At 63.6% G+C, this 21,464-nt stretch carries 17 protein-coding genes; 4 read left to right on the top strand and 13 right to left on the bottom strand.

Annotation, left to right across the window (positions count from 1 at the left end; genetic code table 11):
• Positions 1-61 precede the first annotated feature (61 nt).
• Positions 62-1,219 (top strand): helix-turn-helix transcriptional regulator, encoded by a 1,158-nt coding sequence (locus NGR_RS08575; RefSeq protein ID WP_015887858.1) that lies wholly within the window; start codon positions 62-64, stop codon positions 1,217-1,219.
• A gap of 30 nt (positions 1,220-1,249) precedes the next feature.
• Here NGR_RS08575 and NGR_RS08570 read toward each other — a convergent pair whose 3' ends face one another.
• The 6 genes from NGR_RS08570 to NGR_RS08545 form a co-directional block, all read right to left on the bottom strand.
• Positions 1,250-1,588 carry a slr1659 superfamily regulator gene (locus tag NGR_RS08570; protein WP_015887857.1) on the bottom strand — a complete coding sequence of 113 codons (339 nt, stop codon included), beginning with the start codon at positions 1,586-1,588 and terminating at the stop codon, positions 1,250-1,252.
• 15 nt (positions 1,589-1,603) lie between these two features.
• Positions 1,604-2,164 carry a slr1658 superfamily regulator gene (locus NGR_RS08565; RefSeq protein WP_015887856.1) on the bottom strand — a complete coding sequence of 187 codons (561 nt, stop codon included), beginning with the start codon at positions 2,162-2,164 and terminating at the stop codon, positions 1,604-1,606.
• A 4-nt stretch (positions 2,165-2,168) separates the two neighbouring features.
• Positions 2,169-4,529, bottom strand: coding sequence for a SpoIIE family protein phosphatase (locus NGR_RS08560; protein WP_015887855.1), 2,361 nt, complete (start codon positions 4,527-4,529; stop codon positions 2,169-2,171).
• The gene (locus tag NGR_RS08555) at positions 4,526-5,704 is read right to left on the bottom strand and encodes a class I SAM-dependent methyltransferase (protein WP_015887854.1); all 1,179 of its coding nucleotides are present in this window, start codon (positions 5,702-5,704) and stop codon (positions 4,526-4,528) included. Before NGR_RS08555 ends, NGR_RS08560 begins: the two co-directional genes overlap by 4 nt.
• Positions 5,701-6,219 (bottom strand): ubiquinone/menaquinone biosynthesis methyltransferase UbiE, encoded by a 519-nt coding sequence (locus tag NGR_RS08550; protein WP_015887853.1) that lies wholly within the window; start codon positions 6,217-6,219, stop codon positions 5,701-5,703. Before NGR_RS08550 ends, NGR_RS08555 begins: the two co-directional genes overlap by 4 nt.
• A gap of 100 nt (positions 6,220-6,319) precedes the next feature.
• Entirely contained in the window at positions 6,320-8,014 is a 1,695-nt protein-coding gene (locus tag NGR_RS08545) for a putative bifunctional diguanylate cyclase/phosphodiesterase (RefSeq protein WP_015887852.1), read from the bottom strand.
• 351 nt (positions 8,015-8,365) lie between these two features.
• On the opposite strand from NGR_RS08545, the gene NGR_RS08540 reads away from it, so the two are divergent.
• Together NGR_RS08540 and NGR_RS08535 are read left to right on the top strand one after the other, a co-directional pair.
• A complete protein-coding gene (locus NGR_RS08540) occupies positions 8,366-9,598 on the top strand; it encodes an HlyD family secretion protein (RefSeq protein WP_015887851.1) in 1,233 nt (410 codons plus the stop codon).
• Positions 9,580-11,574 (top strand): glycosyltransferase, encoded by a 1,995-nt coding sequence (locus tag NGR_RS08535; protein WP_015887850.1) that lies wholly within the window; start codon positions 9,580-9,582, stop codon positions 11,572-11,574. The genes NGR_RS08540 and NGR_RS08535 overlap by 19 nt, the downstream gene beginning before the upstream one ends.
• A 36-nt stretch (positions 11,575-11,610) precedes the next feature.
• On the opposite strand, the gene NGR_RS08530 is transcribed toward NGR_RS08535, so the two are convergent.
• Positions 11,611-11,808 (bottom strand): hypothetical protein, encoded by a 198-nt coding sequence (locus NGR_RS08530; RefSeq protein ID WP_015887849.1) that lies wholly within the window; start codon positions 11,806-11,808, stop codon positions 11,611-11,613.
• 262 nt (positions 11,809-12,070) lie between these two features.
• On the opposite strand from NGR_RS08530, the gene NGR_RS08525 reads away from it, so the two are divergent.
• Positions 12,071-13,111: a LacI family DNA-binding transcriptional regulator gene (locus tag NGR_RS08525; RefSeq protein ID WP_015887848.1), complete on the top strand. Its 1,041-nt coding sequence runs from the start codon at positions 12,071-12,073 to the stop codon at positions 13,109-13,111.
• 45 nt (positions 13,112-13,156) lie between these two features.
• On the opposite strand, the gene NGR_RS08520 is transcribed toward NGR_RS08525, so the two are convergent.
• The 6 genes from NGR_RS08520 to NGR_RS08495 form a co-directional block, all read right to left on the bottom strand.
• Positions 13,157-14,215, bottom strand: coding sequence for a carbohydrate ABC transporter permease (locus NGR_RS08520; protein ID WP_015887847.1), 1,059 nt, complete (start codon positions 14,213-14,215; stop codon positions 13,157-13,159).
• 2 nt (positions 14,216-14,217) lie between these two features.
• Positions 14,218-15,207 (bottom strand): carbohydrate ABC transporter permease, encoded by a 990-nt coding sequence (locus NGR_RS08515; RefSeq protein ID WP_015887846.1) that lies wholly within the window; start codon positions 15,205-15,207, stop codon positions 14,218-14,220.
• A gap of 2 nt (positions 15,208-15,209) precedes the next feature.
• Positions 15,210-16,304: an ABC transporter ATP-binding protein gene (locus NGR_RS08510; RefSeq protein WP_164924109.1), complete on the bottom strand. Its 1,095-nt coding sequence runs from the start codon at positions 16,302-16,304 to the stop codon at positions 15,210-15,212.
• Between the two features lie 103 nt (positions 16,305-16,407).
• On the bottom strand, positions 16,408-17,742 hold the full coding sequence (locus tag NGR_RS08505) for a glycoside hydrolase family 28 protein (RefSeq protein WP_015887844.1): 1,335 nt from the start codon (positions 17,740-17,742) through the stop codon (positions 16,408-16,410).
• Positions 17,739-18,833 (bottom strand): glycoside hydrolase family 88/105 protein, encoded by a 1,095-nt coding sequence (locus NGR_RS08500; protein WP_164924108.1) that lies wholly within the window; start codon positions 18,831-18,833, stop codon positions 17,739-17,741. The genes NGR_RS08505 and NGR_RS08500 overlap by 4 nt, the downstream gene beginning before the upstream one ends.
• 13 nt (positions 18,834-18,846) lie before the next feature.
• A complete protein-coding gene (locus NGR_RS08495; protein ID WP_015887842.1) occupies positions 18,847-21,369 on the bottom strand; it encodes a hypothetical protein in 2,523 nt (840 codons plus the stop codon).
• Positions 21,370-21,464: the final 95 nt, after the last annotated feature.

The following is a 21,464-nucleotide window of genomic DNA, read 5'->3' as shown; positions in this document are numbered from 1 at the left end:
CCGAGTCGGTAGCCACGCCCAGAACGTGTAATCGCCTGCATTCGAGGGCGGGAGAGTCTGTATGCGTGATCGTCCTACAGTGCCCGAGTCGGAAGAGGACCAAGCCGGGACGCCGGCCCTGCAGCCGCAGCCGGAACGCCGCCGCTGGCCGCGCGAGGCCGCCGGCCATGCGCCGCGCTCCGTTGCGCCGCCGGCGCTGGTCCCCGTGCGGTTCTCGACTCGCGAACTGCATCCGGCAGAGCAGTTTCAGGCCTGGCGGACTCATATGGCGCCCCTTGCCGAGGTCCGACTGCCCGACAACCTTCCGCCCGAGGAAGGGTTTGTCGCTGAGCAGACCGCTTGGCATTGCGGCAATCTGCTCATCGTTCAACAGCGCGTCGCCGGCCACAGCTACCTGCGCCCGCAGACGATGCTGCGCGCCAGCCCGATCGATCACTGGTGCGTGGAACTGCTTCACAGCGGCACGACTTGGACGGAAGCCGATCGCCGCGTCACCGAGAATGCGCCCGGCCGGCTGGTCTTCCGCTCGCTCGGCTATCCCTTTCGCGGCCGAACGACGGCGGCGGACGGCGTTCTTCTGTTCATGCCCTACGAGCTTTTCGCCGACGATGCCGCGGTGCTGGGCGAAGCCAACAACCTGGTCTTGTCGGGCAACCTGGCCGATCTATTGATCACCTTTATCGAAGGGATCGAGCCGCGCCTCGACCGCCTGACGGCGGAAGAGATACCGCGTATCGTCCACACGGTGCACGACATGGTCGTCGCTTGCGTCGCCTCGTCGGCGAGACCGGATGCCGCCGGGGCGCAGACCAACAAGGGCATGATGGAGCGAGCGCATCGCCATATCCATCTTAACCTGCATTCGGCCGAGCTGACGCCGGATGCCATCGCCCGAGCGATCGGCATCTCGCGCACCCGCCTCTACCAATTGTTCGAAGCGAGCGGCGGTGTCCTCAACTATATCCGCAGGCGCCGGCTGCAGCAGGCGCATGCGGCGCTCAGCGATCCGTCCGACGGCCGGCCGATCGCCGAGATCGCCGAGGCAGCCGGTTTCGACGTCGCCGCCAATTTCACCCGTGCCTTCAGCCACGAGTTCGGGGTGAGCCCGCGGGAAATCAGGAAAGCTGCCGCGACGGAGCGGCCCGTCGCACCGGTCGCTCCGGCCGGGCGACACCGTGGCTCGACGATCGGCGACTGGTTGAAGGCGCTCGGCAACTGAGGGATAGAGAGCGTGCGGCCCGCCGGGTTTTCAGCCGAGCCTGAGATCAACGCCGGGATGCAACTTCTTGAGGTTCGGCAGTGATTTGGACTGCCAGGGAAACTCCGAGCTGCCGCGCACGGTGAACTGGATGTTGGGCCGCTTGCGCGCCTCGATCGTCAGCTTTGCAAGCAGGTTGATTCCGGACGAATTGAGAAATTGCAGACCGGTGACGTCGATCGTCAGGCGGTCCGGCTCGGCTTCAAGGATGCTCATTACCAAGGAATAGATCGGAGCATAGGCTTCCGTACTCGGCAGCCGCATGGTCCCATCGAGGTAAATGTCCTTGCCCTCGGACCAAACGCGATACTCTTCTTCCTTGATTTCCATGTTTTTCCTTGCCCATCAATTCGAGGGATCGGGGACTGTAATAGACGCGTAGGTCTCCAGCGGGATCTGGCTCTCCTGCTCGCCGGATCCGAAAACCCAGGCAAAATGAGCGCCATAATCGCTCATGAGTGTCAGCAGGCCAAGGCCCGAGCCGCTGGGCCCGTCGCCCGATGCATTCTCTTCAATCCGTTTTATCAGAAGCTCGCCCGGATCCCCGGTTGTGATCTCGGAAAGCAGATGCTGGAAGCGCTGCGCCGTTTCCTTGTCGACGAAATTGGAAACCTTGGCGCGAAAGGCATTGGACCCGACCGCCGCTTCGACGACGATTTCGCCGGAAGCACGGAACTTCACCGCATTTTCGATGAGCTCGTTCGTCAGATAGCCGACATTGTGCCGTACCTCCTTGTAGAGGTTGCGGGAGGTCCGATAGCGCAAGGCGACGAACTCGGCGACGAAATCCGACGTCATCGCGCAGTGCTTCCAGCTCAAGTCGAGCGGGCCGTCGAACAGGCGAAGCGTGGTCACATTTTCGCCCGTACCGATGGCCAAGTCTGCCATTCCATATAAGGTCGTCATCCGCCTACCTGTGTCTCATCACTACGACTGTTATATCATCGTGGATCTTCTGTGTGCCGATATGCGCCATCAGATCCTCGATGATTCCCGCTTTGACTTCCTCAGCACTCTGGCCGTGGCGGCGGCGCGCGCTTTCGCAAAGTCTCTCTATTCCGAAGAGTTCTCCGTCCAGCCCCTCCGCCTCGGTCACGCCATCGGTGTGGAGGACGATCATGTCGCCCTGGTCAAAGGCGATTTCCTGCGTCGCCACGAAGGCCGAAATATCCGGCTCCAAGCCGATCGGCAGACCGAGGTCGAGCGTGTCGATCCGCTCGACGCACCCGGCGCTCCGCACCACGATCAGTTCCTCATGCTGGCCCGAAAGCATCAGGCGGCTGCCGTCATAGTCCAGGAAGGCAAGGGAGAGATGCTTGTTCGCGTTGGTTCTGACGATGTTCTTGTAAAGGGCGCGGTTCACGCGGTTGAGGAATTGCGAGGGATCCATGTCGCCGGCCTCCTGTAAGGCCCGCGCCACTGATTGAACCATCAGCATCAGCACGCCGCTTTCCAGGCCGTGACCGGTCACGTCGCCGATGCCGATCTTCAGCCGCTCTCCGTCCCTCAGGACATCATAGTAGTCGCCACCGACTTCGTCGGCGGGCCGCATATAGGCGGCAATTTCGACGTCGGAAATTTCCTCGAGTTCTCCGGCCTTGGGCAGCACCATCATCTGGATCTGCCGGGCGACCGCCAGTTCGGCGCCGAGGCGCAGGTTCTCGCTGCGCAGCTGCTCGTTCAGCGCCGAAATCTGCAGGTTTGCCTCTTCGATCTCCTTCGTCCGGTCCTCGACGAGCTGCTCCAGGTTCTCGGTGTGGTAGCTGATCTGCTCAGCCATGCGGTTGAAGGCCGCGCCCGCTTCGCCCACCTCGTCGCGCGTCGAGATATCGACCCGGACGGAATAGTCCTTGGTCTGAATGCGCCGGGCTGCATCGGCGAGCGCACTGATGCCGCTCGTTATACGCCCGGATATGGCGAACACGGCGGAAGTGACGAAGAGTAGCGACACGAGCAGCGCCAGGACCTGGTAGATCAGGATCCTGTTTGTCGCCTCGGTGATGCCGGCCTGCGCGGCAACGAGCGAGGCGTAGATTTCCCGCTCCGGCACGACAATGCCGAGCAGCATGGATTCGCGCCGAACGGGGCCGGAGATCCAGAGGTTCGTCGGCTGCAGCTGTTTCAGGACGACGAGATAGGGCACCTTCTCGCCGTTTTCGTCGAGCAGAACATGCTGCAATAGGCCATCCTGATCCAGCGGCAACTTGGCGATCGCGGCTTGCGCGCTGTTGCGCAGCGAGCGATCGAGGCCCGTCACGCCCGCGCCGCTGGTGTCGCTCGACGACTGAAGTCCGATTACCTTTTCGCCGACCGGGTTGATGGCGACGACATTGCCGTCCGACATGGTCAGGAAACCGAAGCCGTTGTTGGCGACCCGGACGTTCTCGACGATCTCGGCAAGCTGGTCGAGGGTGATATCGGCGCCGGCGGCGCCCGCGACCCGCTTGCGGTCGTAGGACCACAAGGGCTGGAAGAAGCTGACGATCAGCTTGCCGGTGATCGCGTCCGTATAGGACGCCGTCTGGGTGATGTCGTTGTTCACCGGACGGGACGCGGGGTTGCTCGCCCACTGCTCCCACGATTCGTAGAGTCCCGGAAAGAAGAACGGCCAGAACTCGGCTTGGTTGTGGCCCGGATAGAGTCGGTCGAAGGTCTGAGCCTGTTCCGTATAGGGGGCCGTGCGGAAGATCGGCCGCTCCTTCGGACCGATATAGTACATCTGCAGCTTCGATTGGCCGTTCGCCAGCAGGCTCGGAGCGACCAGGTCGAGAACCGCGCTGTTTTCTATATCCGTCTGGACCTCGGGCAAGGGGACGTGCTTGGCATCGAGCAGGTATCCCCAGACGCTGACCACCGACGGGGGGCCGGGCAGGTTCTGGGCCCATCCGCCTTTTTCGTCATAGGTGACCGTCACGGTGCCCGGGGCGCCGCGCGCCATCGCCTCGCCGATCTGCGACTTTCTGACGGGGCGGTCGATCTGCGCCTGCAGCACGCCGGCCAGCGTGCCGACGTCGGAGTGAACCTGGTTGAGAAGCAGGTTGACGCGAGCGGCGGTCGTTTCCGCATAGGAGCGGATATAGTCCTGGTTCGCCTTCTCCAGGCCCTGGCCGACCTCGGTCGTGGCATCGCGGGACAGGCGCTGCACGTTGAAGAGCGCAAGCCCCCCGGTCACGAGCAGGTCGAAAAGCACTGCGCCGCCAACCACGAGGATGAACTTGGCGCGGAACGAACGCAAACCGAAGCGGGTGGTCTTCTTATCGAACGCGTTCATAGCGGCTTGCGCCCGGATGCTGCCCAGATCGGCCAGCCAGCGTAGCCCTTGGGGTGGAGGGCCGCGAAGATATGGTCGCGAAAGCCCTGGCGGAACCGCTCGATGAACTCCGGCGGATCGCCGCGCTTCACGGCCATCTCGCCGGCATAGACATTCTCCCAGGCGGTAATGACGTCGGCGAAGTCCTGCGGGTCCCCGTCTTGATTGGTGACCATGAAGGACTCGACGAGGATGTCGTCGAATCCGGCCTCGGCAAGAAAGCGACGGCTCTTCGGCCCGAGTTCCACATCCATCTCGAAATGGGCGAACAGCTTGGCGACCTCGTTATAGGTCCATTGGATGCTCTGCGCCCGCGGTTCGCCGAGGCAGTGCGAATTCTTCTCGTTGGTGATGTAGACGCGCCCGCCCGGCTTGCAGATCCGGTACAGTTCCTTCAGCAGCAGATCCGGCTGGTTGAAGATCTGCAGCGAATGGCGACAGGTCACCAGGTCGAACTGATTGTCCTCGAGCAGCATCTCGGATGCGTCGCCATAGGAGTATTCGATATCCGAAATGCCGAAATTCGCCGCCACGTCGCGGGCATAGGCAAGGCTTGCCCTGGAGTGGTCGAGCGCCACGATGCGGGCCGGCTGGAACTCCTTGCGCACCAACACGGCGAAGTCGCCGATGCCGCAGCAAATGTCGGCCATCACGATCCCCGGGCGCATGCCGTGGCGCGGCAGGATGGTGCGCTCATGGCGCCAGGTCATCTTGGTTTGCGTGCGCAGGATCGGAATGAAGCTGGTGTCTTCGACGAAGCTCTGGCCCGGATAGAATTTCGAATCGTAGACCTCGACCGTTATCTGCGGTTCGATCTTGCCGAGGTGCCGGAACATCCGTTCGGTCCAGCCGACGACGCTCGACGTGACGACCACGAAACGGATGTCCGAGCGCGTGCGGCAGGCGTCGAGAACCACGCGCGAAAAGGCGTGGAAGGCCGTGTTGTTCATCTGCGCAAGGCGCTTCACATTGATGTAGAGGACGCCGCGCGCCTCTTCGATTGCGCTCCGGAACTCCGTAATGCTGTGAGCGATCTCGTCGACGGAACGCGGCCTGAGGACGCCGGCAAGGGAGAACTCCTGGCTGTTGGCGTCGAATTCCGCCTGGAAGGGCGCTGCAAGCATTGCCGTACTCAACGCACTATTCCTTCAAGGGGGAGATCCACAATGATGGTGATCGACGGCGGGGCTTCTTCTTCGAGATGAATCTCGGCATCAAAATTGATCGCCAGGTCCAGCAGGACGACCTCCCGGCTTGGTCCAAGATCGGAGGAAAGCGCGTCCAGATAACGGGCGTATGCGTCGTTCCTGTGGGTTTTCGCGACCGCTTCACGGAAGAACTGTCGCTGGCCGGGCGGGCACGGGAAGGAGAGCTTCACGCGCTCCTTCGGACCGTGTCGATAGACGGCGCAGCCGATGCGACCCTCCGGCGTGCCGCCGCGAAACGACACTTCCAGGAGCTCGTTGAGGGCAGAGGAGAAAAAGTTCGAGTGCCGCAGCGGATCCGTCCGGTTGTGACTGATCATCCGCGCCATGAAGGTCGACAACTGATCGCAATGTTGCCAGTCGGACAGGAAGGTGCCCATCTCCATCTCGAACTGGAGCAGGGGCTCGAACTTCGCTTCCGCCGGCTGCCTTTGGGCTGCGTTCATGCTGCTTTCTCCGACTGCATGAGCGAATCCTGATTCGCTCACTCCCATGACTATATCCGACCGGCTGCGATGGCCAGAACTCTCTGGCCGTTTCAAGCCGTCAGGTCCTGAGAGCCCCGGCCAGGGGCACTGCCCCCGACTTGCGCAGGAAATCGCCGATCGCTGCTCCCGGGAGCGGGAAGCCCAGGAAATAGCCCTGCAGTCGGTCGCAACCCTCCTTCTGAAGCCAGGCGGCCTGGCCTTCCGTCTCGACGCCCTCGGCGGTGACATCCATGCCCAAGCCGTGGGAGAGCGCGATTATCGACCGGACGATCGTCTGGCTCTTCTCGTCATGCTCGAGATCCTTGATGAAATACTGGTCGATCTTGATCGTATCGAAGGGGAAGTTCTTCAGGTAGCTCAGCGACGAGTAATAGGTGCCGAAATCATCCAGGGAAATCTGAACGCCGAGCAGGCTCAAGGTGTTGAGCGTGTCGAGATTGTTGATGGTGCGCTCGAGCAGCACCGATTCGGTGATTTCCAGTTCCAGCCGGTCGGCGCGGATACCGGTCAGATCGAGGATCTGGGCGACTCGATCGGTGAGGCCCTCATGCAGAAACTCTGCCGGCGACAGGTTGACCGCGACGGTGAAATGAGACGGCCAGGTCATGGCCGCCCGGCACGCCTGCTCCAGCATCCACTGGCCGATCTCGCTCATGAGGCCGTCGGCTTCGGCCATCGGAATGAAGACGCTTGGCGGGATGATGCCGACCAGCGGATGGCGCCATCGCAACAGCGCTTCGAAGCCGACCACCGAGGCGCGCGGCTTCACGAAGGGCTGATATTCGATGAAGAACTGCCCCTCCTGGAGCGCAGTGCGCAGACTGCGACGCAGCATTTCGCGCTGCTCGAGCACGATCAGCATCGAACGGGTAAACGTTCTCGCCCGGCCGCGGCCATCCTTCTTCGCGGCGTAGAGCGCGATGTCGGCGGCTTTCATCAATTGTTCGATTTCGTTTCCGTCCGCCGGGGCGATGGCGATGCCGACGCTCGCTCCGACAAACAGGCTGATGCCGTCGACGGCGAACGGTTCCTTGAATGCATTGACGATTGCCTCGGCGAGGCGCTCCGCCTCCCTCGGCTGCTCGAACTTCCACTGAATGACGGCAAATTCGTCGCCGGCCAGGCGATAGGCAAGCTCCCGCTCCCGGAGCACGCCCTTGATCCGTTCTGCCGCCATCTTGAGAACGGTGTCGCCGGCGCCGTGCCCGAGCGTGTCATTGATCGGCTTGAAGTCGTCCAGATCGATCTGCATGAGCGCCAGCTTGGCGCCGCTCGGCACCGGCAGGGCGGCTCGCAACTGATCGCTGAATTGCCGGCGGTTCGGCAGCCCGGTCAAAACGTCATGGGTCGCCTGGTGAAGCAGCAGCGCGCGATCGCTCTCGGTTTGGCTGGACGTCTCGCGGCAGGTGGTATCGCCTTCCGCTTCCGCGACGCCGATGCCGCGCTCGGTGCGAAACACAACCAGGTTGCGGTGGGCGCGCCCCCGCGCATCGGTGATCTCGATGCTGCGCGGAATGCCGCTCGCCACGACGACATCGATCGCGGCCCTGGGTCTTGGCGCCAGCAGTTCGGGATAGACATGCCAGAGCGTTGCCTCGACCAGGGAGTCGACCGCATAGGCCTTCCGAAGTTTCATCGAGCAATCGACGAGGTGGAAGCTCTCGTCGTAAAAGGAGACGAGCTCGTCGGTGCGAGCGAGAAAGTCGCTCTCGGCGGGAGATGAGGCAGACTTCGTCGCATCCGTGTCAGGCATGCCGGTCTCCGTTGCCTTTCTATTTGCGCTCGTTTGAAGGGTGCCGCAACCGGCGGCGGTATCGTATTGTCCCCATTCGGGGTTGTCGCTCAATTCAACCCTTCGTCCAGAAATTATCGCGGCCATTTTTCTGGTCAATGCCGGGCGTTCGATCAGTAACCGATTTCTCAGGGTATCTCCGTCGGCCCCCATCGAGAAAACGCTCGGTTTTGCGGGGTCAAACCTTGGCTTTTTTATGGCTGCACTACCAAAGCCTGCAATATTGAGGGTTGTTCAACGCTGAATCACGATAAATTCTGATGGGTGTCGGCATCGGCAATTTTCGCTGGACAACGAGGAGGAACGGCGAAGGTGATCCTCAATCATCGTATTACGCGTATCTCGATCGGCATTCTGCTCCTGGCGCTCGCCATCGCCGTCCTGCTGCCTGGGTTGACCGGCTATACCAGCCTGGATGGCACGGTCAACGCCCGCTTTGCCATCATCAATGCGCCGATCGATGGCGAGATCGCCAAGCCTCCGCCGCGCATCGGCACGCCGGTGACGGAAGGCGAGACACTCGCGATCATCCGCAACGAGCGCGTCAACCGCTCCGTCCTGGCTTCGCTTCGGGCCGAGCAGGGAACCGCGCGCGAGCGCGTCGCGGCGCTGCGACGGGAGCGGGACGAACTCGCCCTGCTGCGCGACGAACTTGCACAACGGCTGGGCGTCTTCCAGAGCGCGACCATCGCCAGTCTCGAACGGCAATTGCGGATTCTCGAGAAGCGCGTCGAGGTGTCGCGCGCCCAGGACGTGGTGGCCAAGGTCGACCTCGACCGCCGGCAGGAACTGGAATCGAAGGGCATCTTCACGCGAAAGATGGTGGAGTCGGCCGAGGCCGCCGGCGCCGCAACGGGCGGCGAGGTCGAGATCAGCAATCTGACCGTCGACTTGCTGCAGCAACGCCTCGATGCGCTCCGCCAAGGCATTTTCGTCATGGGTGACGGCCAGAACGACGTGCCCTATTCCCGGCAGCGCCAGGACGAGGTGATCGTTCGCATCAACGACCTCAACACCCGCATAGCGGAGAACGACACTCGAGCCGGTCAGACCGAGCAGCAGTTGATCGAGGAGGACAAGCGCGTCCGCAATCTCGAGCAGGCAACGGTTCCCTCGCCGTTCAGCGGCGTCGTTTGGAGCCGGAACATCGTCAGCGGCTCGAACGTCATGCTGAACAACGAGATGCTGCGCATCCTCGACTGCCGCGAACTGTTCGTCGATATTCTCGTTCCCGAGGTCGATTACGACGATATCTATCCCGGCCGCGAGGCGGAAGTCCGGCTGTTCGGTCGCGCTGAGGTCTTCAAGGGTCGGGTCCAGGCGGTCAAAGGCAGTTCCGCGGTCGTCGAGAAAGATTCGCTCGCCGCCAACGAGCCGGAGACCGAGGAGCGCAATGCACGGATTCGCGTCGCGCTGACGCCGTCGGCGCTCAACACCGACTTCGCCAATTTCTGCCAGGTGGGGCGAACGGCGCAGGTGCGCTTCTCGAAACGCAATATCCGTCTGACACAGTGGTTTGAAAGCCTGTGGTTCAATCTCTTCTAGCACTGGCGCCGACCCTCCTGGTCATCGCCTTCTTTTTGCTCGGGCCATCCAATTGGTCGCGTCGTCGAAGCTGGGCGCGGGCGCTCACCTGTGCTTTCGTCGCAGCCGTGGCGCTGCGCTACATGCTCTGGCGCTTCACCGAAACCGTTCTGCCCTATCCGAATGACGGCGCCAATTTCTATTGGGTCTGGTTCGTGTTTGCTGTCGAGCTCCTCGCCTTTTCCGAGGTCGTGCTGTTCCTCATCCTGATGAGCCGCTATGTCGACCGCAGCGCCGAGGCGGACCAGCTCGCGCGGCGTTTCTTCGCGCGGCCGGAGAGCGCGCTGCCAAGCGTCGACATTTTCATACCGACCTACAACGAACCTCTCGACGTGCTGGAACGCACGATCGTCGGGGCGCTGGCGCTCGACTATCCGAAGGACAAGCTCGCCGTCTATGTACTCGACGACGGGCGGCGCGACTGGCTGAAGACCTTCTGCGAGGGGCGAGGCGCCGTCCATGTGACGCGCAGCGACAACGCTCATGCCAAGGCCGGCAACATGAACAACGGATTGCAGGTCAGCTCCGGAGACTTCGTTGCCGTCTTCGACGCGGACTTCGTGCCCTATCGCCATTTCCTCAAGCGGACCTTGCCGTTCTTCCAGGACGAGACCATCGGCATCGTGCAGACGCCGCAGCACTTCTTCAACGTGGATCCGGTGCAATCCAATCTTGGCCTCGAAAATATCTGGCCGGATGAACAGCGCCTGTTTTTCGACGAGATCGCGCCGAGCCGGGATGGCTGGGACGTGAGTTTCTGCTGTGGCTCCTGCTCGATCGCACGCCGCGCGGCGGTCGATACGATCGGCGGCTTTCCGACCGAGTCGATCACCGAGGACCTGCTGACGACGCTTTCGATGCTCAACAAGGGGTACAAGACCCGCTATCTGAACGAGCGGCTGTCGATGGGCCTGGCGGCCGAGAACCTGACCGGCTATTTCGTGCAGCGCGAACGCTGGTGCCAGGGCGGAATCCAGACGCTCTACCTGCATAACGGTCCCCTGCGCGGGCCGGGGCTCTCGCTCTTCCAGCGGATCATGTTCCTGCCGATGTCCTGGCTGGTGCAATACCTCGTCCGCTTCGCGGTGCTTCTCGTCCCGATCGTCTATCTCTGGTTCGGCGCCCTGCCGCTCTATTTCACCAATGTCACCGACTACGTTTCGAACCAGATACCGCTGCTGACCGCCTATTTCCTGCTGATGCTCTGGCTGGCGCCGACCCGCTACCTGCCTCTGGTTTCCACCGCCGTCGGGACGTTCGCGACCTTTCGCATGCTGCCGACGGTGCTTTCCAGCCTGGTGCGGCCGTTCGGCAAGCCCTTTAAGGTGACCCCGAAGGGCAGCGGCAACGAGGCAAACCTGTTCGACGCCTATACCTTTACCTGGATCGCCGCTTTCATCGTCGTCACTGCGGCGGGACTGCTGATCAACATCGTTCCGGAGACCGCACATATCGAGGGGTCGTTCTCGACGATCGCGGCGCTCTGGTCGGGCATCAACATCGTCGTGCTCGTCATCGCCTCGCTGATCTGCTTCGAGAAGCCGCGACGCCTTCTCCAGGCTTTCAAGCTCGATGAAGCCGCCGAGGTCGATGGCAGCGCGGCAAGCCTGGTGAGCCTTTCGCTCGACAAGGCGGTCGTGGCGGTGCCAACAGAAACGCGGTTCAAGTCAACCCGCGTCACCCTCAATCTCGATGGCTTCCCGCCGCTTCAGACCGAACTCAAGCAGGTGACGCAGCGACGCGGCGACATCAGCCGTTCCGGCGACAGGCGGCGCTATTACCTGCATCTCCATTTCGACCTGCGCGGTTTCGAGCGCGACAAGATGATCATCAAGCTCTACACCGGCAACTATTCCCAAGACGTTCCTGACATCGACAAGGTGGCGGTCTCGGTGAACCTGTTGCTGCGGGCCTTCGGGCGAACGCGCACCGCCTGATGCTTGCCTGTGGAAGACGATTGAATGCGGCGTGCTTTAAATCGGACCACTGCCCTGCGGGCGCGTGTCCAGTTCGAGTGAAAGCTGCACGCCGCGCCTGAGCGTGGGCAAGGGAAGTCCCACCGGAATGCGTCCGAATGTTTGCCGCCGCCGCTCCTGATCGCGCTCTCGCTGCCGGCGGGCCGCCGCGACCGCCGCCATTGCACGCTCGATGACTTGCTCTGTGTGAGTCATGGAAAACTCCGGTTTGTTCACTTTATGTTCTCATTTACCGACGGGCATGTCAATGTTCCTGGCTGGGATTGTCCGCAATGCCCGCAGCGGAGCCTTCATCACGGCGGCAAACGGTGCTGACCGGCACCGATCCCTTTGAAAGCTTTGAGCTTGCGGGATGCCGTGCTTGTATGGTTTGAGACTGTGCTGAGGTTGCTTTGCAGCGCCATGCGCCGGACTGGGCGCATCCGCGGCGCTGCAACGGGCCGGATAGGGTCGGATCGTGGATCGAAAAACCAATCTCAAGGATGTCGCGCGCGAGGCGGGAGTTTCGCTCAGCACGGCGTCGCACGCCCTCAACGGCACCGCGCCGTTGACTGTCGAGGTGCGCGAGCGGGTTCTCGAATCCGCACGCCGGCTCGGCTATCTCGAAAGCCGGCGGAAAAAGGCGACGATCGCGACGGTGCGCGTCGTGCTGCTCGCCTTGACGAGCGACGCGGCGCCGCAGAGCGACCTCAACATGGTGAGCTGGACGATCCTCAATGGCGTGCGGCGCGAATGCGAGAGGCGAGGAATCCGCATCGTTCCTTTCGTCAGCGCCAGTACCCGCCTCGATCCGGCCGAGGTGCGCCAAGCGGCTGAGGTCGAGAACGTCGACGGCATCCTCGTCCTCAACGACGACAGGCCGGAACTCATCCGGGCGCTTTCCGTGCTCGACAAGTCGATGGTCATCCTCAACGGCGAGGACCCCTCGATGCTGGTCGATACCGTGACGGTCGAAAACCGTTTCGGGGCGCGGCTCGGCACCGAGCATCTGCTGTCGCTCGGGCACCGCCGCATCCTGCACCTGACGTGGCAGGGACGCACGACGATCCGGCGGCGCTACGACGGATATGTGGATGCGCATCTGGTAGCCGGCCTGCCGGCGCCGGAGAACATGGTCGTGGTCGCGGAAAGCTACGAGCCGCGCCACGGCAAACAGGTGATCCGCGCGCTCTTGCAAGCGGACCGAAAGCTCCGGGGCGTCACGGCAATCTTCTGTGCGGCCGACAACCTGGCGCTCGGCTGCCTGGAGGCGCTTGCCGAGGCCGGCATTCGCGTGCCGGAAGATATATCGGTGCTCGGTTTCGACGACATCGTGCCGGGCGAGTTCAGCGCGCCGCCGCTCAGCACCATCCAGATGCCGGCCGATCGCCTGGGTGCGGCGGCGCTCTCGCTCCTCGAGCAACGCCTGATCGCCAACGATCCGCTGCGTCCCGCCCATCGGCTCGAGCTTGGCTGCCGGCTGATCCTCAGGGGCAGCATCGCGCCGCCGCGGCGGTAGGGCGGATTGTCGAAAGTGTATGGGCGATACCCCCCTCTAAGGAACCTATTTCATGCCGGTTCCGGCAATGCCTGTGGTGATGTAGCGCTGCAGGAACAGGAAGACCAGCGTCACCGGGACGAGGCTCAGGAAGGTCATGGCGAGAATATAGTGCCATTGCACCGAGAACTCGCCCTGGAAGGCATTGAGGCCGACCTGGAGCGTGAAGTTCTCGCGGCTGCTCAAGACGATCAGGGGCCACAGGAAGTCGTTCCAGCGCCACAGCACCGAAAAGATCGCCAGAACCGCAAGGGCCGGGGCGGTCAGCGGCAGGACGATGCGCCAGAAGATGCGGAACTCGCTTGCCGCATCGACCCGCGCCGCCTCGATCAGTTCGTCCGGAATCGTCAGCATATATTGCCTGAGCAGGAACACGCCGGTCGGCGAGGCGACCGTCGGGATGATGACGCCCCAGAGATTGTCGACGAGGCCGACGCCGACGATGACGAGATAGGCCGGCACCATCACCACGGTGAGCGGGATCATCATCGTCGAGATGATCAGCACGAAGATCGCCTTGTCGCCGCGAAAGCGGTATTTCGACAGGGCGAAGGCGGCGAGCGCATTGACGGCCAGCGTCAGGAGCGTCGCGACGAAGGTGACGAAGACCGAGTTCTTGAGGAAGGTCAGGAAGCTGAAACGGGTCAGCGGATCCGTGTAGTTCTCCGTCGCGACCGTCAGCCGCTGCACCGGCGAAATCGTCCGGGTATCGACACTGACGGGCTCGCCGGGATTTTGCGGGTCGACCATCTGCGCCTTGAGCCCGATGCGGCGGACCATCGCCATTTCGCGGGTCTCGTCATCGACCGTGACGTTCCAGAGGCTCAGGGCCTTGTCGAAACCCTGGACCTCCATCTGCACGGCAGCCCGCGGCAGCAAAGTGGGCGGGAAGCGGGTGATTTCTGCCTCAGGCTTCAACGACGACATGCCGGCCCACAGCACCGGGACGAGCACGGCGAGCGTGCCGCCGATCAGCCACAGCCAGGAGAGGATGTCGGTGATGTCGATCCGGCCGGTGCGCCGGGTGCGGGTGAAAAAGCCGATGGCACTGACATTGGCGGACATGATCAGGACTCCACCTTCTTGCCGAGGCGCAACTGCGCCAGGGTGAGCACCAGAAGCACCAGCCCCATGAGGACGGAGGCGGCCGAGGCGAGCCCGAACAGGCGGAGGTCGCCGGCAAAGGCCATCTGGTAGATGTATTGGACGAGGAACGTATTGGCCGTGCCCGGGCCGCCGCCATTGGTCAGCACCCAGGCCTCGTCGAAGATCTGCACCGAGCGGATCATCAGCAGGATCAAGACGACGAGCAGGTTCGGGCCGAGGAGCGGCAGGGTGATGCGGAAGAGAGTGCGCGACGGCGTGGCTGCGTCGATCGCCGCGGCCTCGTAGAGATCCTTGGGAATCGCCTGGAGGCCGGCGAGCAGGATCAGCGTATAGAAGCCCATGTGGAACCAGACCGACACGACGACCACGAAGAAGCGCGACCAGCCGACATCGAGCAGGAAGATTTCCGGCGGCACGCCGAGCATCTGCAGGAAGGCATTGAGCAGTCCGTTGCGGTCGAGGAACCACTTCCAGATCAGGCCGATGACCACGGGCGACAAGAGAACCGGATAGAAGAACATCGCCCGGAAGAAGCCGCGTGCGGCGATCGCCCGGTTGAGGATCAGCGCCGTGACGAGGGCGACGAGAAGCGTGGCGGCGACATTGAAGCCGACGAACCAGAGGGTGTTCCAAATCGCCGTCCAGAAGAGCGATTCCTCGCAGCTCCCCGGCACGAGGTAACTTTCGCAGGTCAAAAGCGTGCGGAAGTTGTCGAGGCCGACGAAGGGGCGGTTCGAGATCAGGAGATCGGTTCCGCCGGTGAACGCATAGCCGATGGCGATCCCGATTGGCAGGAAGGTGAAGATGCCGAAGAGCACGAGGTTCGGCGCGAGGAAGACATAGGGCATCCGCCCCCTGCCGATCAGTCGCTCGACGGCGTTGATCGGCGCCTCGAAGAGCGCCATGACGAGGTCGAGTGCGCGGTCCGCAAGTCCTGTCGACGGAGCCATGGTCAGACCCTCCCGTGACCGAGCGCGAGCTCGCTCGCCGGGTCGAAGACATGCAGGCGGCCGTCGATCGGCATGATCTTCAGAACGGCACCGGGCGAGGGCGCGAAATGGCCGGCCTGGTGGACGATGATCTGCTCCGATTGTCCCTGAAGGTTGCCGTAAACGTAGGTTTCGGTGCCGAGGCTCTCGTGATACTGGACCTCGAATGGCAGGCCTTCGCCGTCGGAAAGGGCGAAATGCGCCGGCCGGACGCCGGCAAGCACCTCCTGTCCCGCGGTGACCGTGGCGGGATCGATAGCGCTCTGGAGCAGTGTGGGATAGCCGACGTCCACCAGGGCACTGCGATCGTCGCCGATCACGATCCGGCCCTTCAAAATGTTCATGCGCGGTGAGCCGAGGAAGCCGGCAACGAAGAGGTTGCGCGGATGGTCGAAGAGTTCGAGCGGCGTGCCCACCTGCTCGATGCGGCCGGCCCGAAGCACGACGATCTTGTCGGCCATGGTCATCGCCTCGACCTGGTCGTGGGTGACATAGATCATCGTCGTCTGCATTTCGCGATGCAACTTGGTGATCTCGGCGCGCGTCTGGACGCGCAGTGCCGCGTCGAGATTGGAGAGCGGTTCGTCGAAGAGGAAGATCTCCGGGTCGCGCACGATCGCCCGGCCGATCGCCACGCGCTGGCGCTGCCCGCCCGAAAGCTGCTTCGGCCGGCGATCGAGATAGGGCTCGATGGCCAGCATGCGGGCGGCCTCGGTGATCCGCGCGTCGATCTCGTCGCGCTTGAATTTGAGGTTTTCGAGGCCGAAGGCGAGGTTCTTGCGGACGCTCATATGCGGATAGAGCGCGTAGGACTGGAAGACCATGGCGATCTTTCGCTCGGCCGGCGACAGCGCGCCGACATCCCGCCCGCCGATGGCGATCGATCCGGAAGTGACGTCCTCGAGACCGGCGATGATGCGCAACAGGGTCGACTTGCCGCAGCCCGACGGACCGACGAAAACGACGAATTCGCCGTTGTCGATCTGAAGGTTCACGTCGTGCAGGACGTCAACCGCGCCGAACGACTTGTTGAGGTTTTTAAGCCTGAGGTCTCCCATCGCCTGCTCCCGGTAGATCACCATGGTTTCGGGTTATCGACCGAAAATCATGGACATGATCGAATCTGAATACGTTGGAGCGGGATGCGGGCATCCCGCTCGGTCAATTCGTCTCTTCGACGATATCCTTTGCATTCCAGCCTTCCGGCAGGGGCGCCGGACGCCTGACCGCCACGTCCTGCGCGGTCAGCCCCTCGACGCCTTTGAGATAGATCGCCGGCATGCCGCCCGGGTAATCGATAAGCCCGACGATCTGGCCGTCGGCGTCCCGCGTCCAGGCATTGGCACGTCCTGCCGCCTCGGCGCTCGGGGCGATGTCGGCAAAGGTCGGCCTCAGGTCGTAGCGACGTCCGGTCCCGAGCGGCCCGTGGTCCTGGGCGAGAGTGATGCCGCGAAGCGCGACATTGCGGATTCCGGCCCCAGAGGTGGAGACGAGGTTGATCGCTCCCTGCGTGCGGCCGGTGATCGCTTCGACCAGGAGGTTCTCGACGGCGCCGGCCGGGCGATTCGGACGCCGGTCGACCACCGTCACGGTCAGCGCCTCGCCGGAGCCCCAGAAGCCATCAGGCGTTTCATGGCAGTCGACCTCGATGCGCGAGAAGCGGATGTTTCGCATCTGCCCGCCGTCGCGTGAGAACAGGCCGAGGCCGCGATTGGATGTGCTGACCTTGCAATCCTCGAAGACGACATTGTCGAAATCGCCATGGGATTCCGTGCCGAGTTTCAACGCGCAGCTCAGGCTCGAGACGTTGCAGCGGCGGACGGTGACATCCTCGCAGACCCCGATCGCCTTGCCGTCCGGCCCCGCGCTGGTTTTCAGGCAGATGCCGTCATCGGCCGTGGAAATGGTGCAGTCCTCGATCAGCACGCGACGGCAGGCGTCGAGAACCATCCCGTCGGTGTTCGGCAGCCGCCGGTCGTTGGCAATCGTGACGTTGCGGATCACGACGTCCTCGCAGTCGGCAAGATGCAGGGTCCACATCGGCGACCCCGCCACCTGAAACCCGTCAAGCCGGACGGTTCGGCATCCTTCGAAGACCACGACGCGCGGTCGGAACTCCGCCGGGATGAAGGTGCCGACATCAGGGTCGTCGCCGGTGATGAAATGCTCGCCACCGGCCTCTATCCGGCCCGGACCGCTGATGCGCACGTCTTCGGCGTTCCGGGCGATGATCATCCCCCGGTTCGACTTTTCGGCAATGACCCGCACGGTCGTATCGCGATAGGCCTCGTAATCGGGGATGGGGCGAAGCAGGGCGCCGTCCGCCAAGTGCAGTTCGACGCCGCTCTTCAGCAACAGCCCGCCCGCCATGTGTTCGCCAGCCAGCAGCGACACGCGGCCGCCGCCGCTGGCGGAAACGGTGTTGATTGCCGACTGAATCTCGGACGTCGCGTCGCGGCCGATCGCTTCAATCCGGAAGTCCTGCGGCGTCGTCACGATTGGGGATCCCCCTCGAGAAGGACGTCGATCAGCAGCAGCATGGTCAGCGCCTGGCCGTACGGGGTCGGGAGATTGGGGATCCGCCGGTAGAAGTCGAGGTCGTGGCCCATCGGGGTTCCGTCCGAGACGCCCTGGACGACGCCTTCCGCGTCGATCTGGCCGAGCACCGCCATCAGGGCGCGATCGGCGTGAACCCGGTCTCCCTGTCTCAGGATGCCGGCTTCGATGCCGCGCAGGATGCCGTATGCGATGCCGGCGGTGGCGGATGTCTCGACGGGTGAGGTCGGGTCGTTGACGAGCGTGTGGAACATGCCGTCGTCGCGCTGATGGCGCTTGAGCGCCCGGACCTGACTGGCGAGCACATTGGAGAGGAACCGCTTGTCGCTGGGGTTGAGCGACGGCACGAGTTCGAAAAGCTCGGGGATCGCCACCGTGATCCAGGCATTGCCGCGCGCCCAGAAGGCCTTGGCGAAGTTGTGCCGGCCGTTGAAGGTCCAGCCGTGATACCAGAGGCCGGTGGCGGGGTCGGAGAGATAGCGCGTGTGGATCATGAACTGGTAGACCGCCTCGTCGATCCAGTCGCGGCGCTCGCAGATCACCCCGGCGCGGGCGAGGAACAGGCAGGCCATGAACAGCGTGTCGTCCCAGAGCTCGCCATCGTTCAACCGCTCCTTGACGACGTGCTGGAAGCCGCCGTCCTCGGTCTTCGGCAGCTTGTGCACGAGCCAGTCGGCCCAGTCCTCGACAAGGGCGCGGAAATCGGGACGGTCGACATGCTCGGTCAGGATGACGAGCGGCAGCATCGGCGCGGAGCTATTGATCTGGCGCGGCGGCAGGCCGCGGTCGATCTGCCAGGCATACCAGGCGACGAGATCGTCGATTGCCTTGCGGTCACCGGTCGCAATCGCGCGGCGCAGGAAGCCATAGAGACCGACGCCGACCTCCCAATCCCATTCGTCGAACTGGATGCCGCCGGCATGCTCGGCGCCGACGAGGCCCTCCTTGATGCCCTTCAGCCGACTGAAGGCGGCCGCGACCTTGTCGATCTTGGTCTTGAGCGTCGATCGCTCGATGCTGATCTGGTTCATCTGCATGGTCCACTCATGAATAAAAGAGACGGTCCGCCGGAGCGGCGAGACCCGTGCTGTCGAAAGTGATTTCGGGCTTCGGCTGTGTGTGCTCGAAGGCCAGGGGCTCCCCGCCGAGCGAGAAGGCGCCGTCATAGGAGAGCAGCAACTCCGGGCGGTCCGGAGGGGTGACCGAGAGCATGCGCCGATCGCGATCGAAGGTCACGACGGTCGAGCGAATCCGCTCGCGGAAGCGCCCGAAATTGCCGTCGTTGCCGCAGCCGATCGCGCCGACCCAACCGCAGAGGCGCCCCTCGGAGCGGGCCTCCCGTCCGGCGGTGGCACCCTGCGTTACCATCGTGATGCCGTTAGTGGCGTGGAGGGCGGCGAAGCCAGCGCCAGACCGGACGATCAGCCAGTTGTCCTCGACGAGGACATCGTCGAGGCCGTCCCGGCCGAGATAGGCGTGCGTCCAGCCATTACGATGGTCCTGCGTGTCGAAGACCATCAGCGCCAGGTCGCGGTGCTGGGCGACACGCGGAAGGATGCCGCTGCCCGCCCAGTAAGAGGGCCGCTGGTTGCCCCAGGGATCATCCTCGCCCGGATGGTTCACCCAGAGCCGCGCCATCGGATGGCCGGCAAGACGGATGTCCATGACGTGCTGCTGGTGTCCCTTCCGGCCGGTCTTGTGGTCGACGACGGTCGAAAGCTGCGCCGCCGCGTTCTTGAAGAGAACCAGCTTGCCCGCATCCAGCCCCTGCGCATAGCGTGCCTCGATGGCGCGACCGGGCTCCAGCCTTGCCAGCGGCGAGAGATGGGCCGGCGGGACATAGTCCGAGCAGCAGAACATCGGCAGCGAGGCGACGCCGCCGTTCAGCCATCCCTCGCCGAAGGCGACTGCGGCGAAGGGCGCGAGTTCGGTCAGCGGCCCGGCGCGCAGCTCCTTGTCGTAGGCACGCCCCTGCGAGCCCGCCGGCACACCGGCAAGCGTGTGGAGCGCGATCATTTCGAAGATCAGGTCGAGCTGGTGCCTGGCGCGGCCGGCAAGCTCAGGCTCCGCCCAATGCTCGAGCGCCAGAAGGCCGATGAAGTCGATCGGGTAATAGGCGGCCGAGTTCCATTCCGCCAGCCCGTGCGCTTCGACGCTGTCGAACCAGCGGTGCAGGCGAGCCTTGGCGAGCGCCGCCTGCTCGCGTCCGCTGCGTCCCGAAGCCTCGAACACGGCATCCGGCAGGAACTCGCCGGCCAGCAATTGGCTCGCATGGAAGCACAGCACGTGGTTCTCGCTCCAGAACCACATGACGTCATTGCCGGGCTCATCCACCCAGTAGCGGTAGCCGAGAACCGATGCCCGGATATTTTCGACGGTCTCGGGGCCAAGGCGGTCGCCGTAGGCACGCACCAGCCAGAGCAGAGGCACCAGGACGAAGTCGGAGCAATCCTCGCGCCGGTCGATCGATCGCAGCGTCGTCGCGATGAGGCGGTCGAACGTCGACCGGTCGTCGCTGCCGGTGGCAGCCATGGCGAGGGCCCGGCCGATGCGTTCGGCGCCGTGAGCGGCACTGAAATCGAGGGCGGCCCGCTTTCGCTCGGCGATGTCGCCGGCCGATGAGACCGGCGAAAGCCGGCCGAGGAAGGCCGCATCGATGAACCGGGTGACCGTGCCTGCGCCGGATCCGATCGTCAGCCGCACACCGTGATAGCCGTCGGGGATGCCGAGCGTCTCTGGAATGGCAAGTCGCGTCTCGGCGGCGCCAAGCGTCTCGGCGGCGCGCGCCAGAACGGCACGGTCGTGGCCATGGCTCACGACCTCGACGAGAAGCGGAAGGTCGCTTTCGGGCGGGGCGTCGAAGACAAGCTCGAGCGCCGAACCGACGAAGACATCCTGGCTCGGCCGGACGTCGCGTACGAGTGCGGCAAGGCGGCCGACCTCCTCGCTGTCGAGGGGAACCGGCAGGACGACCGTCAGCGGCGCCTCATCCAAGAGCTCGAGTTCGAAGAACCAGATCGTATCCCTTTCGGCGAGATCTTCCGTATGAAGCAGCACCTCGTTGTCGCCGGCGCGAAGCTCGAGCATCACGTCCGATGCGCTTTCGACATTGCGGCGGAACGGCTCGAAGCGCACCTGCTCCACGCCGTTCACCCAGATGCGCACGCCGCCGCAGGTCCGGAGCCGGAGGTGAAGCCGGCGCGGGGCTTCGGTCCGGAAGGTGCCCTTCAGCCAGCGGCGGATATGGGTCGGCACATGCCAGAAGCCGGTGAATTCGACGCGGCGATTGGAGCCCGGCAGGTTCAGATGCGCGGCCGTCCAGTCGCTGTCCGGTTCGATCGCCCGGCCGATCATTTCGGCCCAGAAGGCTTTGCGGCAGGGCAGGTCGCCCACATCGACGAAGCCGTTGATGAAGCGATAGTTGACACGGTCTTCCGCCGGCGCCGCGATGCCGGGGAAGTCTGCGGCGACCAGATCGGAGACGATCCAGGCGGTAATCGTCTCGCCCTTGGCGACGTCATAGGTCGGATCAAGAGATACTGCCGTAACGAGGGAATTGTCCTTCATAGACCGCCTCCCATCGATCGTATGAAAATGTTTTCATCATCGGCGAAAGCTGCATTCAATGCGTGTCGCCATGAGGTTTCCGCAAAACAAACAGC

The organism is Sinorhizobium fredii NGR234 (assembly GCF_000018545.1).
Classification (GTDB): domain Bacteria; phylum Pseudomonadota; class Alphaproteobacteria; order Rhizobiales; family Rhizobiaceae; genus Sinorhizobium; species Sinorhizobium fredii_A.
The sequence above is the reverse complement of the archived record's forward strand: the minus strand, read 5'-3'. Positions and strand labels throughout refer to the sequence as shown.

Excerpts from the sequence above, each read along its gene's own strand:
- NGR_RS08550 (WP_015887853.1), bottom strand. The coding sequence starts at position 6,219 with ATGAACGCAGCCCAAAGGCAGCCGGCGGAAGCGAAGTTCGAGCCCCTG.
- NGR_RS08565 (WP_015887856.1), bottom strand. The coding sequence starts at position 2,164 with ATGACGACCTTATATGGAATGGCAGACTTGGCCATCGGTACGGGCGAA.
- NGR_RS08495 (WP_015887842.1), bottom strand. The coding sequence starts at position 21,369 with ATGAAGGACAATTCCCTCGTTACGGCAGTATCTCTTGATCCGACCTAT.
- NGR_RS08545 (WP_015887852.1), bottom strand. The coding sequence starts at position 8,014 with ATGCCTGACACGGATGCGACGAAGTCTGCCTCATCTCCCGCCGAGAGC.
- NGR_RS08515 (WP_015887846.1), bottom strand. The coding sequence starts at position 15,207 with ATGGCTCCGTCGACAGGACTTGCGGACCGCGCACTCGACCTCGTCATG.
- NGR_RS08520 (WP_015887847.1), bottom strand. The coding sequence starts at position 14,215 with ATGTCCGCCAATGTCAGTGCCATCGGCTTTTTCACCCGCACCCGGCGC.
- NGR_RS08575 (WP_015887858.1), top strand. The coding sequence starts at position 62 with ATGCGTGATCGTCCTACAGTGCCCGAGTCGGAAGAGGACCAAGCCGGG.
- NGR_RS08510 (WP_164924109.1), bottom strand. The coding sequence starts at position 16,304 with ATGGGAGACCTCAGGCTTAAAAACCTCAACAAGTCGTTCGGCGCGGTT.
- NGR_RS08560 (WP_015887855.1), bottom strand. The coding sequence starts at position 4,529 with ATGAACGCGTTCGATAAGAAGACCACCCGCTTCGGTTTGCGTTCGTTC.
- NGR_RS08570 (WP_015887857.1), bottom strand. The coding sequence starts at position 1,588 with ATGGAAATCAAGGAAGAAGAGTATCGCGTTTGGTCCGAGGGCAAGGAC.
- NGR_RS08500 (WP_164924108.1), bottom strand. The coding sequence starts at position 18,833 with ATGAACCAGATCAGCATCGAGCGATCGACGCTCAAGACCAAGATCGAC.
- NGR_RS08530 (WP_015887849.1), bottom strand. The coding sequence starts at position 11,808 with ATGACTCACACAGAGCAAGTCATCGAGCGTGCAATGGCGGCGGTCGCG.